Raw genomic sequence first — 12,613 nt, 5'->3', positions numbered from 1 at the left:
CGGAAACGGCCGCGCGGCGCGCGGCACGATCGAGGGGCAATTCAGTAGTCGGCATCGGCCACGCGCGCCTGCGCGGCAGCGAGGCTTGCGCCGCCCTGCGGCGTCTCGGTACCGGGCGCCGCGGCGTCGCGGGCGCGCGACGTCGCACGCGAGGCGGCGTCGGAACCGGCTGCAGGCTTGTCGGTGGAGGCAGCCGGATCGGCCGCCTGGCCCGCCTGCTTGTCGGCTGCACGGGGTGCGGCCTCCGCGGGCTTGTCCGCCGCGCGGGAGCTGGCTTCGTTGCGATCCGACGGCTTCTCGGTTGCCTTCTCGGCAGGCTTGTCCGCCGTCGGCTTTGCGGGCCGGTCGGCCTTGTCCGCCGCCGTTTCCACATGCGCCGCGCGAATCGCGGCCATCGGCGCCTGCACCGGCCGCTCGGGCGGGTGTGCGCCGGCGTCGGTCGCTGCCGTGACGGCAGCCGCCGCCTTCGCATCGCGCGCCGCCGCACGCTCCTTCCGTTCCGGCGAACGCAGGTCGAGCGCTTCCTGCACGCCCTTCACGCCCGGCACGATTTCAGGCTCGAGGTGCTTCGACCCGCGTGCGTTCTTCGAACGCTTCGGCTTCGCGGCCAGCATCGGCGCAGCCGCCAGCACCTCGTCGAGCGCCTTCTTCGCGGCAGCCTGCTCGGCCGCGCGCCGGCTTGCACCGGAGCCCGACACCTTCACATCCAGCTTCGGCACCGTGCATTCGACCTCGAACTGCTGATTGTGCGCCGCACCATGAGTTGCGACGACCGTGTAGGTCGGCAACGCGATCTTGTGCCCCTGCAGGTACTCCTGCAGCAGCGTCTTCGCATCCTTGCCGAGCGTGCGCGGGTCGATGTGGTCGAGAATCGGGATATAGAGGCGCTTGATGACCCCTTGGGCGGCTTCGAAGCCGCCATCGAGGAACACTGCCCCGATGATGGCTTCGAACGCGTCCGCGAGGATCGACGGGCGACGGAAGCCGCCGCTGCGCAATTCGCCCTCGCCCAGCCGCAGCCCTTCCGAAATATTCAGGGCCTGAGCGATTTCGTAGAGCGACTGCTGCTTGACGAGATTGGCGCGCACGCGCGACAGATCGCCTTCGTCCAGCTTGCTGAAACGCTGGAACAAAAGGGCGGCCACCGCGCAATTCAGAACGGAATCGCCGAGAAACTCGAGCCGTTCGTTGTGCGTGGCACTGTGACTGCGATGGGTCAAAGCCTGGCGCAACAATTCCGCATTGCGAAATTCGTAGCGTAGCCGGCTTTCCAACTGGGATAGGGGCATGTGCAGGAGTATAACGCGGGCGCCGGTCGGGCCGAAACGGCACGGCCGGACGCGAAAAGGCGTGACGAGGCGGTGTTACCGCCGGTTCTTAAAGTAGTTCGGCAATACGCGACGCGGCCCGTGCGTCGCGCATTGCATGCGAGTCTAATGCGATCAGTTGAAGGAACCGATTCGCTTCAGGTCGCCGAAGTTCATCCAGATGAAGAACGCGCGGCCGACGATGTTGTTGTCCGGCACGAAACCCCAGTAGCGGCTGTCCGCGCTGTTGTCGCGGTTGTCGCCCATCATGAAATAGTGGCCCGGCGGCACCTTGCAGATCACGCCGCGGCTGTTGTACGTGCAGTTGTCGCGATACGGATAATCGTAGGCGCCCATCACGAACGGCGGCACGGCGGGATTGTTGAGGATCGCGTTCTTCTTCGCGCCGATCGTCTCCTCGAACTGCTTCGCGTAGTTCTGGCGCTCGTCGTCGAAGAAATCCGGCAGCGGCGTTTCGGGCACCGGCTGGCCGTTGATCGTCAGTTGCTTGTCCTGGTAAGCGACCGTATCGCCCGGCAGGCCGATCACGCGCTTGATGTAGTCGACCGACTCGTCCTTCGGATAACGGAACACGACGACATCGCCGCGCGACAGCGGGCTGCCCTGCGTGATCTTCGTGTTCGTGATCGGCATGCGCAGGCCGTATTCGAACTTGTTGACGAGGATGAAGTCGCCGACCAGCAGCGTCGGCACCATCGACCCCGACGGGATCTTGAACGGCTCGACGATGAACGAACGCACGACGAACACGGCCAGGATCACCGGGAAGAAGCTTGCGGTGTACTCGAGCCACCATGGCTGGCGCAGCTTTTCGTCACGCAGCTTCGAACGCGTCTGCCCCGCGTTTTCGTCCGCGAAACGCTTGTCGATACGCGACTGCTGGCGATCGAACTCCTCGATCGCCGCGTCGGCCGCCTTGCGTCGCCGCGGCAGGAACACCAGTTTGTCCAACACCCACGCTACGCCCGTCACGACGACGAGCACAAAAAGAATCAGCGCAAAATTCATAAAAGGATCAGTCCTGTTATTTGTCTTCGACGCGCAAGATCGCGAGGAACGCCTCCTGCGGGATCTCGACCGAACCCACCTGCTTCATGCGTTTCTTACCTTCTTTCTGCTTCTCGAGCAGTTTCTTCTTTCGCGTGATGTCGCCGCCGTAGCACTTCGCGAGCACGTTCTTGCGAAGTGCCTTGATGTTCTCGCGCGCGACGATGTGCGCACCGATCGCCGCCTGGATCGCCACGTCGTACATCTGGCGCGGAATGATCTCGCGCATCTTCGCGGCCACTTCACGGCCGCGATACTGCGACTGCGAGCGGTGCACGATGATCGACAGCGCATCGACCTTGTCGCCGTTGATCAGCATGTCGACCTTCACGACGTCCGACGAACGGTATTCCTTGAACTCGTAATCCATCGATGCATAGCCGCGCGACACCGACTTCAGGCGATCGAAGAAGTCGAGCACGATTTCGGCCATCGGGATTTCGTACGTGAGCTGCACCTGGCGGCCGTGATACTGCATGTTGATCTGCGAGCCGCGCTTCTGCTCGCACAGCGTGATCACGGAACCGACGTAGTCCTGCGGCATGTACAGGTTCACCGTGACGATCGGCTCGCGGACTTCCGCGATGCGGCCGGGCTCCGGCATCTTCGCCGGGTTCTCGACCATGATCGTCGAGCCGTCGCTCTGCACGACCTCGTAGACGACCGTCGGTGCGGTCGTGATGAGGTCCATGTCGAACTCGCGCTCGAGCCGCTCCTGCACGATTTCCATGTGCAGCAACCCGAGGAAGCCGCAGCGGAAACCGAAGCCGAGTGCCTGCGACACTTCCGGCTCGTACTGCAGCGACGCATCGTTGAGCTTCAGTTTCTCGAGCGATTCGCGCAGCGCGTCGTACTGGTTCGCCTCGACCGGATAGAGGCCCGCGAACACCTGCGGCTTCACTTCCTTGAAGCCCGGCAGCGGCTCGGCGGCGGCCTTGGTCGCGTGCGTGACGGTATCGCCGACCTTCGCGGCCGTCAGTTCCTTGATGCCGGCGATGATGAAGCCCACCTGTCCGGCCGACAGCGATTCGAGATTGCGCGACTTCGGCGTGAACACGCCGACGTGCTCGACCGGATACTGCGCGCCGGTCGCCATCATCTTGATCTTGTCCTTCGGGCGCAGCGTGCCGTTGACGATGCGCACGAGCATCACGACGCCGACGTAGTTGTCGAACCACGAGTCGATGATCAGCGCCTGCAGCGGCGCGGCCGGATCGCCCTTCGGCGGCGGCACCTTCGCGATCAGCGCTTCGAGCACGTCTTCGACGCCGAGCCCCGTCTTCGCGCTGCAGCGCGTCGCGTCGGTCGCGTCGATGCCGATCACGTCCTCGATCTCCTCGATCGCGTTCTCGGGGTTCGCGGCCGGCAGGTCGATCTTGTTCAGCACCGGCACGACCTCGACGCCGAGCTCGATCGCCGTGTAGCAGTTCGCGACCGTCTGTGCCTCGACGCCCTGGCTCGCGTCGACCACGAGCAGCGCACCTTCACACGCGGACAGCGAACGGCTGACTTCGTATGAGAAGTCGACGTGCCCCGGCGTATCGATCAGATTGAGGTTGTAGACCTTGCCGTCGCGGGCGCGATAGGACAATGCCGCCGTCTGCGCCTTGATCGTGATGCCGCGTTCGCGCTCGATATCCATCGAGTCGAGCACCTGCGCTTCCATTTCACGGTCGGCGAGGCCGCCGCATACCTGGATGATGCGATCCGCGAGCGTCGACTTGCCATGGTCGATGTGCGCGATGATCGAGAAATTGCGAATATGATCCATTCAGTGCCGATCAAGCGAAAAAGGCGCGCTCGACGACTGCGGAGCACGCCTTGTAAGTCGGTGAAAAAACGGCTTATTTTAGCCGAAAAGGCCTTTGCCGGGCGGTAATTTGGGACGCCTGGTCGGGAACGCCCGGTCAGGGCGCCCCGCCAGAGGCCTTGGCGAGCAGGCTCGCATCGGAACCCCGCGCAGGGCGCGGCCGGCGACGGGGCCAGGTTCAGCGCCGCGCCGCCAGCGCGCCGCGCACTCTCGCCTCGTCGAACCGGTGGCGGCACACTTCCGTGCCGTCCAGCAACAGCACCGGCACATCCTCGTCGTAACGGGCGACGAGTGCCGGATCGGCGTCGATGTCGACGCAGTCGACGTCAACGCCGAATGCGGCCGCCACCGGCGCCAGCGCATCACGCATGTCGTCGCACAGGTGGCACCAGCCGCGGCCGTAGAGCGTAAACATCGGCGCGTTACTTCTGGACCGGGCGCGGGCGCACCGGCACGAACTGCGTATTGTCACCGCGCCGCACGAGCACCGCGACCGCCTTCTGCGGATCGAGCTGGGCGGTCACGTCGGCGAACTGCTTCGCGCTCGTGATGTCGGTGTCGCCGACGCGCAGCACGATGTCGCCGCGCTGCAGGCCCGCACGGGCCGCCGGGCCATCGACACCATCGATCTGCACGCCGTTCTTCAGCTTCAGCGACTTCATCTGGTCTGCCGAAAGGTCGCTGACCGTCAAACCAAGGGAATTGGCCTGTCGCGGCTTCTGCGGCACATTCTTGCGCTGCTCGGCCTTCGCCGTCGTCTCCGCCGGCGTCTCGGCGATCGTGATCGGCACATCACGCGCCTGGCCCTTGCGCCACACGCTGACGGTTGCCTTGGTGCCGGGCTTCGTGTCGCCGACCATGCGTGGCAGATCCGACGCCGTATCGACCGACCGGCTGTTGAACTTCAGGATGATGTCACCCGGCTGGATGCCCGCCTTGTCGGCCGGACCGCCCGGCTCGACGCTGCTGACGAGCGCGCCCTCCGCCTTCGGCAGCCCGATCGAATCGGCCACCTCCTTCGTCACTTCGCCGATCGCCACCGCGATGCGGCCGCGCGTGACCTTGCCGGTCGCCTTCAGCTGGTCTGCCACGCGCATCGCCTCGTCGATCGGGATCGCGAACGAAATGCCCATGAAACCGCCAGTGCGGCTGTAGATCTGCGAGTTGATGCCGATCACCTCACCCTGCATGTTGATCAGCGGACCGCCCGAGTTGCCGGGGTTCACCGCGACGTCGGTCTGGATGAACGGCAGGTAATCGCCCGTGTTGCGGCTCTTCGAACTCACGATGCCGGCCGTCACGGTGTTGTCGAGGCCGAACGGCGAACCGATCGCGACGACCCACTCGCCGACACGCACCTTGTTCGAATCGCCGACCGCGACGACCGGCAGATTCGACGCCTGGATCTTGACGACCGCGACGTCCGTGCGGTCGTCGACACCGACCAGTTTCGCCTTGAATTCACGCTTGTCGGTCAGCGTCACGTAGATGGTGTCCGCGTCGTCGACGACGTGCGCGTTGGTCATCACGTAGCCGTCCGCCGACACGATGAAACCCGAACCGACGCCGCGGTTCTGCTCGGTATCGGGCGGATTATCCGGCGCCGGGGCGTTCTTCGGGCTGCCATTGCCGCCGCCGTTGCCGGGCGCCTGCGGCAGCGGAATGCCGAAGAAGCGCCGGAAGAATTCCGACATGTCGCCGTTGTCGAAGCCCGGCGGGAGCACGCCGCGCGGCCCGGGCGTCGGCACGTTCGCGGTGGTCCGGATGTTCACGACAGCCGGCCCGACCTTCTCGACCAGATCGGCGAAGTCGGGAAGGCTGGCTGCAGGAGGCGTGACAGCGGCCGCGGTATGCGGGGCGAGCGGCAGGCAGGCACACAGCACCGCCGCCGCGAACACTTTGCGCAGCGTGAGTTTCGTCATGTCGGAAGCCGTAGCGTTACTTGGAAGCCTTGTATTCTATGGCAGACGCGAACTGCTGCAACGTGGCCGGCGGCACTTCGCCGAGCACGGTGATCCAGTAGTCGCCGCGACGCTTCACGAGCACGTGGGTCGCGCCCGTGCTGCCCGCCCCTTCCTTGCGCGTGTTCTTTTCGGCCGGCTCGATGAAGACGGAGATCGTCGCGAGGCCGTCGGTGAAGACGGCCTGATCGACCGGGATCGGCGGATCGCCGGCGTCGCGCGCGGCCATCGGCCTGCGCACCTCGCGAATCTTCCGGAAGCCGGCGATGGTCGGCGCGATTTGCCAGCCCTGCGCTTCCATGTCGACCGTCGCGACCGGCGGGCGGACGACCGTCCAGCCGCTCAGGTTGCGCATGCCGGCCGCGATCGCGGATTTGTCGCCGACCGTGCCGCCCGTCTGCACTTGCGAAAACGCGACCTGCTCGAGCACGTGATCGCTCGCATCGAGCGTCTGCGAACGCAGCAGCAGCCCGGTGCGGGTGTCGGCCCACAGCTTGTACGTGAACCGGTACGCATCCTTCGGCACGAGTTCGACCACTTGCGCGTCGACCCCGGCCACCCGGTCCTTGCCGAGCAGCTTCGCGTCATAAACGGACATCACGTGCTCGCCGCCCGCGCCGAGCAATGCAGGGAACGAGTCGCGCGTCTGGCGGCGCTCGACCACGCACAACTTGCGCTCGGGCACGAACGTGTACAACTCGTCGTTGTGCCGCAGAACCTTGCGCGGCTTGCCGTCGAGCGACTCGATCCGTTCGAACTCGCCGTCGCGGGACGCCACGTGCGCGATGCGCGACGACTGGACATACCCACCGCGCTGGTAGACGAACGTACCCTCGTAGCTCTGCTGCTGCGCCGCCTGCTGGATGCGATCGAGCCAATCCGCCGCACCCTTGCGGGTCGCGACGGGATCGTCCGGTTGCTGGGCGCTGGCTGGGAGGGATTGAACGGACAACAGGGCGGCTGCGCAAAGCAGGAGGGCCGGCAGCCGCTTCCATCCGGAGATGGCGTGATTCAACTGCAATGTCCGCATCGGGTTTATTGGCCTGGCGTGGTGGTCACGGCAGCGCGGATCAGCGGCATCGAGCCCGTGACGACGGGCTGCTGTGCGAATTGCTGGTGCGCTTCAAGGTATTGGTCGAGACTTGCGTCGCGGATGATGTTGACGTCCTGCAGGCCCGGCTGCGCCGATGCCTGCGCAACCGTCACGCGCTGCAGGTTGCCGTTCTGCGGTGCGCCTGCCGATGCGACCTGGACGGCGCCCGGCGCGCCGGCCGTCTGCATCTGCGGGACGACGATCCACGTCAGCGTGGCGGCGGCGGCGGCGACCGCGAACGCGGGCACGACACGCCGGCGCAGCGACAACAGCTTGCGCGCGACCGGCGCGGCGGCCGGCGCGAGCAGATGCGGCTCGCTTTCGAGGGCGGCCGACATGCGCGCGGTGAACGCGACGCTCAGCGCGGGCGACAGCGCGAGCTCGTCCGAGCGCAGCGCATCGCCGATCAGGTGGTAATGGGCCCACGCAGCGCGATCCGCGCGGTCGAGCTCAGCCAGAAACTGCCCGTGATCCGGGCCGTCGAACAGTTCACCGTCGACCAGAGCGGAAAGGCGCTCGCCGCGCGAGCACGCTTGCGACTGCGTATTGACCGACCCCATGATGCTCCCCATCTTGCACACACCCCGTCGTGACTTCACGACTCTATCCGTAACTAGACCCCGACCCGCGTCGTTGCGCCCGTCGCGCTTACCAGCGCTTGCCTTCGGGCGTATCGAGCAGCGGACGCAATTTCGCAGCGATTGCCTCGCGCGCCCGGAAGATCCGCGACCGGACCGTCCCGATCGGACAATCCATCATTTCCGCGATTTCTTCGTAGCTCAGACCCTCGATCTCGCGCAGCGTGATCGCCTGGCGCAGCTCTTCGGGCAAGACGGCCATTGCAGCGTTGACCGTCTCGGCAATCTGCTTGCTCATCAACATCGACTCAGGCGTGTTGATATCCCTTAGTTGGTCTGCGTCGGAGAAAGTTTCCGCTTCCTCGGCATCGGCCTCGGTGGAGGTCGGTGCCCGGCGGCCCTGCGTCGCAAGGTAGTTCTTCGCCGTATTGACGGCAATCCGGTACAACCACGTGTAGAACGCCGACTCGCCGCGAAATTGCGGCAGCGCACGATACGCCTTGATGAACGCGTCCTGGGCCACATCCTCGACCTCGGCGGGATCCCGCACGAGGCGCGAGATCAGCCGAATGATCTTGCGGTGGTATTTGGAGACCAGGAGTTCGAACGCTGCCTTGTCGCCTTTCTGTACGCGCTCGACCAGAGCCTGATCGATTTCTTTTTCACTCACCTGACAAATCCGTTAACTAGGGATGCAACGCGGAGCGTTATTGTAGCGTTCCGGCGCCGGCCGCTGGTTACGGTCGGTAACTGCGCCACCGTCATGCCCGCCCCGCCGTGCCCGCAGTACGCGCCAGCACGGACAGCGCGCTGAACGACGCGGCGTCGAGCGCATCGGCCGGGATCAGCAGCGGCCGGGCACGCCGGGCGCCCTGCCCGACCGACAGCACGAGCAGCAGGCTGCTCCAGTGTGCATGGCCGGTTACGCGGCCCCGGGCCAGCAAGCGCCCGGTGCGGCCAAACGCCGCAACCTCCCCGAATGCATCGATCCGCAGCTCGGCCGGCAGCCGACGGGCACAGGCCCGCGCGGCACACACGGCAAGCAGCGCGGCCGTCGCCGCGGACACGCACGCACCGGCTGCGGCACCGGCCCGCGGCGCCCAGAACAGGTACGCGGACGCGGCAGCCGCCGCGACGAACACGGCCAGCACGACATACGACACGGCCGAGGCCCGCAACGCAAAGCGCTGCGGACGCCCGGCCGGAGCATCGAATGGACTCGTCAAGCGATTCAGCGTCAGACGCGCTTGAACACCAGCGTGCCGTTGGTACCGCCGAAGCCGAAGTTGTTCTTCACGGCAACGTCGATCTTCATGTCACGCGCGGTGTTCGCGCAGTAATCGAGATCGCACTCGGGGTCCTGGTTGAAGATGTTGATGGTCGGCGGCGACACGTTGTTGTGCAGCGCCAGCACCGTGAACACCGACTCGAGGCCGCCCGCGCCACCCAGCAGGTGGCCCGTCATCGACTTCGTCGAGTTCACGACGAGCTTGTACGCGTGCTCGCCGAATGCCGCCTTCACCGCGTCGGACTCGTTCTTGTCGCCGAGCTGCGTCGACGTGCCGTGGGCGTTCAGGTACTGGACCTCGTCCGCGTTCACGCCGGCGTCGCGCAGCGCCGCAACCATGCAGCGGCGCGGACCGTCCATGTTCGGCGCGGTCATGTGGTACGCATCGCCCGTCATGCCGAAGCCCGAGACTTCCGCATAGATCTTCGCGCCGCGTGCCTTCGCCGCCTCGTACTCCTCGAGCACCATCACGCCCGCGCCCTCACCCAGCACGAAACCGTCACGGTCCTTGTCCCACGGACGGGACGCCGTTGCCGGATCGTCGTTGCGGGTCGACAGCGCACGCGCGGCCGCGAAGCCGCCGATGCCGAGCGGCGACACCGTCGATTCGGCGCCGCCCGCGACCATCACGTCGGCGTCGCCGGCCTGGATCAGGCGCGCCGCGAGGCCGATGCTGTGCAGACCGGTCGTGCAGGCCGTCACGGCCGCGAGGTTCGGGCCCTTCAGGCCGAACATGATGCTCAGGTGACCCGAGATCATGTTGATGATCGAACCCGGCACGAAGAACGGCGAAATCCGGCGCGCGCCGCGATCGACGTAAGTCTGGTGCGTGTCTTCGATCATCGGCAGGCCGCCGATGCCGGAGCCGACCAGCACGCCGATGCGTTCCGCATTGGCTTCGTTCACTTCGAGGCCGCTGTCCCGGATTGCCTGGACGCCGGCCGCGATGCCGTAATGGATGAACGTATCCATGTTGCGGGCTTCCTTCGCCGGAATGTATTCCTCGGCGCTGAAACCCTTCACCTCGCCAGCGAAATGGCAGGCGAGGTTCGACGGATCGAACTTCGTGACGGTGGCGATGCCGGACTTGCCGGCGACGAGATTGGCCCAGCCGTCGGCAACATTATTGCCAACGGGCGAAATCAGCCCCAGGCCAGTAACGACAACACGACGGCGGCTCACGGTAACCTCTTTTCCATTGGATGACAAAAACAAAAGCCACAGTGGCCACAGGAACCAGCCCTGCGAGCCCTGTGGCTGTTAGTCCGTCCGGCGCGGTTGCCGGCAGGATGGCGCGTCAAACGCGAAGATCGCGGTGACGTGGCAGACAAGCGCGAAAGGCGCTTACGCCTTGACGTTTGCGCGAGCGTAGTCGATCGCTTGCTGAACGGTCGTGATCTTCTCTGCTTCTTCGTCCGGGATTTCCATGCCGAACTCGTCTTCGAGCGCCATCACCAGTTCGACCGTGTCGAGCGAGTCCGCGCCCAGATCGTTCACGAACGATGCTTCGTTCTTGATCTCGGCTTCTGCGACGCCCAGTTGCTCAGCGACGATCTTCTTGACACGTTGTTCGATGTTATCCATTACCCCTCCGAGGGAAAGTTCAGATTTACAAGTGCGCGCATTTTATCAGGTTTGCTGACGCCAAAACGCGCGTTGGCTTGATGGTCGATCAAGCGCCGATCCGCCTGAAAAACGGGATACGGCGCGGATGGTAAACGAAAATCGTTACGACATGTACATGCCGCCGTTCACGTGCAGCGTCGTGCCGGTGATGTAACCGGCCTGCGGCGATGCGAGGAACGCGACGGCATGGGCGATGTCTTCCGGGCTGCCGAGGCGGCCGAGCGGAATCTGGGTCTTGAGCGCGGCCTGCTGTTCTTCCGGCAGCGTCTTCGTCATGTCGGTGTCGATGAAGCCCGGCGCGACGCAGTTCACCGTGATGCCGCGGCTGCCGATCTCGCGCGCGAGCGCACGCGTCATGCCCGCGACGCCGGCCTTCGCGGCCGCGTAGTTGGCCTGGCCCGGGTTGCCGGCCGAGCCGACCACCGACGTGATGTTGATGATGCGGCCGCCGCGGGCCTTCATCATCGGACGCAGCACCGCACGCGACAGGCGGAACACCGACTTCAGGTTGGTGTCGATCACCGCGTCCCAGTCCTCGTCCTTCATCCGCATCGCGAGCTGGTCCTGCGTGATGCCGGCGTTGTTGACGAGCACGTGAAGCGCGCCGAATTCCTTCACGGTCGCGTCGATCAGCGCTTCGGCCGCCGCCGCGTCGTTGACGTTCAGTACCGCGCCGCGGCCCGTCACGCCCGCTTCCGCGAACCCTGCGGTAATCGCGGCGGCGCCCGATTCGCTCGTCGCCGTGCCGATCACCGTCGCACCCAGGCGCGCGAGTTCGAGCGCGATCGCCCGGCCGATGCCGCGCGATGCGCCGGTCACGATCGCGACCTGTTTATCGAGAGTCTTTTCCATGAATCGAATATCCGTCTCTTGAGGAAAGGCGCCGCGTCAGGCGGTCGCCAGCTTCAGTGCTTCGTCGAGCGAAGCCGGATCGAACACCGATGCGCCGACCAGGTTGCCGTCAATGCGCTTCGTCAACCCTGCCAGCACCTTGCCGGGACCGCACTCGATCACGTGCGTGACGCCCGTGCCCGCGATGTACCGCACGCATTCGACCCAGCGCACCGGGCCCGCGGCCTGGCGCACCAGCGCGTCCTTGATCGCGGCCGGATCGCTGACCACCGCGACGTCGATGTTGTTGACGACCGGAATCTGCGGCGCCTTCACGTCGACGTTCGCGAGATAGTCGCGCAGCTGGTCCGACGCCGGCTTGAGCAGCGACGAATGGAACGGCGCCGACACCGGCAGCGGCAACGCGCGCTTCGCGCCCTTCGCCTTCGCGATCTCGCAGGCCTTCTCGACGGCCGCCTTCGCGCCCGCGATCACGACCTGCGCCGGCGCGTTGAAGTTCACGGCTTCGACGACGCCCGCTTGCGCGGCTTCGGCGCACACCGCGCGCACCGTGTCGTCATCGAGACCCAGGATCGCGGCCATGCCACCCTCGCCGACCGGCACGGCCGTCTGCATCGCCTGCGCGCGGAAGCGCACGAGCGGCACCGCGTCCTTGAACGCGATCGCGCCCGCGGCGACGAGCGCCGTGTACTCGCCGAGGCTGTGGCCCGCGACGATCGACGGTGCCGGACCGCCGGCCTGCTGCCATGCGCGATAGCACGCGTAGGCGGCCGTCAGCATCACGGGCTGCGTGTTGGTGGTCAGATTCAGTTCTTCGGCCGGACCTTCGGCGATCAGCTTGCCGAGATCCTGATTGAGTGCATCGGATGCTTCCTGGAGCGTCTCGCGCACGACGGCCAGATCGGCGAATGCGTTGAGCATGCCGACCGACTGCGAGCCCTGCCCCGGAAAAACGAATGCAAATTTCATATCGTCCCCAATTGAATCGATTCGGACGGCGCGCGCGAACGGCGCGCCGGTTCGGGATCCG

Annotated in this window: 13 protein-coding genes; all 13 read right to left on the bottom strand. The window is 65.7% G+C overall.

Annotated features, from left to right (window positions below):
• Window positions 1-41 precede the first annotated feature (41 nt).
• The 13 genes from rnc to fabD all read right to left on the bottom strand — a co-directional run bounded on the left by rnc (window position 42) and on the right by fabD (window position 12,552).
• The gene (gene rnc, locus ACV22W_RS25530; protein WP_448022371.1) at window positions 42-1,289 is read right to left on the bottom strand and encodes a ribonuclease III; all 1,248 of its coding nucleotides are present in this window, start codon (window positions 1,287-1,289) and stop codon (window positions 42-44) included.
• A 153-nt stretch (window positions 1,290-1,442) separates the two neighbouring features.
• Window positions 1,443-2,336 carry a signal peptidase I gene (gene lepB, locus ACV22W_RS25525; RefSeq protein WP_448022370.1) on the bottom strand — a complete coding sequence of 298 codons (894 nt, stop codon included), beginning with the start codon at window positions 2,334-2,336 and terminating at the stop codon, window positions 1,443-1,445.
• A gap of 16 nt (window positions 2,337-2,352) precedes the next feature.
• The gene (gene lepA, locus ACV22W_RS25520; protein WP_021159691.1) at window positions 2,353-4,146 is read right to left on the bottom strand and encodes a translation elongation factor 4; all 1,794 of its coding nucleotides are present in this window, start codon (window positions 4,144-4,146) and stop codon (window positions 2,353-2,355) included.
• A gap of 217 nt (window positions 4,147-4,363) precedes the next feature.
• Window positions 4,364-4,600: a glutaredoxin family protein gene (locus ACV22W_RS25515; RefSeq protein WP_448022369.1), complete on the bottom strand. Its 237-nt coding sequence runs from the start codon at window positions 4,598-4,600 to the stop codon at window positions 4,364-4,366.
• 7 nt (window positions 4,601-4,607) lie between these two features.
• On the bottom strand, window positions 4,608-6,107 hold the full coding sequence (locus ACV22W_RS25510; RefSeq protein WP_448022368.1) for a DegQ family serine endoprotease: 1,500 nt from the start codon (window positions 6,105-6,107) through the stop codon (window positions 4,608-4,610).
• Between the two features lie 16 nt (window positions 6,108-6,123).
• Window positions 6,124-7,176: a MucB/RseB C-terminal domain-containing protein gene (locus tag ACV22W_RS25505; protein WP_223963168.1), complete on the bottom strand. Its 1,053-nt coding sequence runs from the start codon at window positions 7,174-7,176 to the stop codon at window positions 6,124-6,126.
• 5 nt (window positions 7,177-7,181) lie between these two features.
• On the bottom strand, window positions 7,182-7,799 hold the full coding sequence (locus tag ACV22W_RS25500; protein ID WP_448022396.1) for a sigma-E factor negative regulatory protein: 618 nt from the start codon (window positions 7,797-7,799) through the stop codon (window positions 7,182-7,184).
• Window positions 7,800-7,887: 88 nt separating this feature from the next.
• On the bottom strand, window positions 7,888-8,487 hold the full coding sequence (rpoE, locus tag ACV22W_RS25495; RefSeq protein WP_006752490.1) for an RNA polymerase sigma factor RpoE: 600 nt from the start codon (window positions 8,485-8,487) through the stop codon (window positions 7,888-7,890).
• A gap of 91 nt (window positions 8,488-8,578) precedes the next feature.
• A complete protein-coding gene (locus tag ACV22W_RS25490; RefSeq protein WP_448022367.1) occupies window positions 8,579-9,043 on the bottom strand; it encodes a hypothetical protein in 465 nt (154 codons plus the stop codon).
• An 11-nt stretch (window positions 9,044-9,054) separates the two neighbouring features.
• Window positions 9,055-10,287: a beta-ketoacyl-ACP synthase II gene (gene fabF, locus ACV22W_RS25485; protein ID WP_059691082.1), complete on the bottom strand. Its 1,233-nt coding sequence runs from the start codon at window positions 10,285-10,287 to the stop codon at window positions 9,055-9,057.
• Window positions 10,288-10,449: 162 nt separating this feature from the next.
• Complete coding sequence (gene acpP, locus ACV22W_RS25480) at window positions 10,450-10,689, bottom strand: acyl carrier protein (RefSeq protein WP_004197638.1); 240 nt, start codon at window positions 10,687-10,689, stop codon at window positions 10,450-10,452.
• A 144-nt stretch (window positions 10,690-10,833) separates the two neighbouring features.
• On the bottom strand, window positions 10,834-11,583 hold the full coding sequence (fabG, locus tag ACV22W_RS25475) for a 3-oxoacyl-ACP reductase FabG (RefSeq protein WP_006752487.1): 750 nt from the start codon (window positions 11,581-11,583) through the stop codon (window positions 10,834-10,836).
• A gap of 36 nt (window positions 11,584-11,619) precedes the next feature.
• The gene (gene fabD / locus ACV22W_RS25470; protein ID WP_448022366.1) at window positions 11,620-12,552 is read right to left on the bottom strand and encodes an ACP S-malonyltransferase; all 933 of its coding nucleotides are present in this window, start codon (window positions 12,550-12,552) and stop codon (window positions 11,620-11,622) included.
• Window positions 12,553-12,613 lie beyond the last annotated feature (61 nt).

The sequence above is a fragment of the Burkholderia sp. AW49-1 genome, assembly GCF_053427845.1.
The sequence above is the reverse complement of the archived record's forward strand: the minus strand, read 5'-3'. Positions and strand labels throughout refer to the sequence as shown.

Excerpts from the sequence above, each read along its gene's own strand:
- ACV22W_RS25500 (WP_448022396.1), bottom strand. The coding sequence starts at position 7,799 with ATGGGGTCGGTCAATACGCAGTCGCAAGCGTGCTCGCGCGGCGAGCGC.
- rnc (WP_448022371.1), bottom strand. The coding sequence starts at position 1,289 with ATGCCCCTATCCCAGTTGGAAAGCCGGCTACGCTACGAATTTCGCAAT.
- lepB (WP_448022370.1), bottom strand. The coding sequence starts at position 2,336 with ATGAATTTTGCGCTGATTCTTTTTGTGCTCGTCGTCGTGACGGGCGTA.
- fabD (WP_448022366.1), bottom strand. The coding sequence starts at position 12,552 with ATGAAATTTGCATTCGTTTTTCCGGGGCAGGGCTCGCAGTCGGTCGGC.
- ACV22W_RS25510 (WP_448022368.1), bottom strand. The coding sequence starts at position 6,107 with ATGACGAAACTCACGCTGCGCAAAGTGTTCGCGGCGGCGGTGCTGTGT.
- ACV22W_RS25515 (WP_448022369.1), bottom strand. The coding sequence starts at position 4,600 with ATGTTTACGCTCTACGGCCGCGGCTGGTGCCACCTGTGCGACGACATG.
- fabG (WP_006752487.1), bottom strand. The coding sequence starts at position 11,583 with ATGGAAAAGACTCTCGATAAACAGGTCGCGATCGTGACCGGCGCATCG.
- acpP (WP_004197638.1), bottom strand. The coding sequence starts at position 10,689 with ATGGATAACATCGAACAACGTGTCAAGAAGATCGTCGCTGAGCAACTG.
- lepA (WP_021159691.1), bottom strand. The coding sequence starts at position 4,146 with ATGGATCATATTCGCAATTTCTCGATCATCGCGCACATCGACCATGGC.
- ACV22W_RS25505 (WP_223963168.1), bottom strand. The coding sequence starts at position 7,176 with ATGCGGACATTGCAGTTGAATCACGCCATCTCCGGATGGAAGCGGCTG.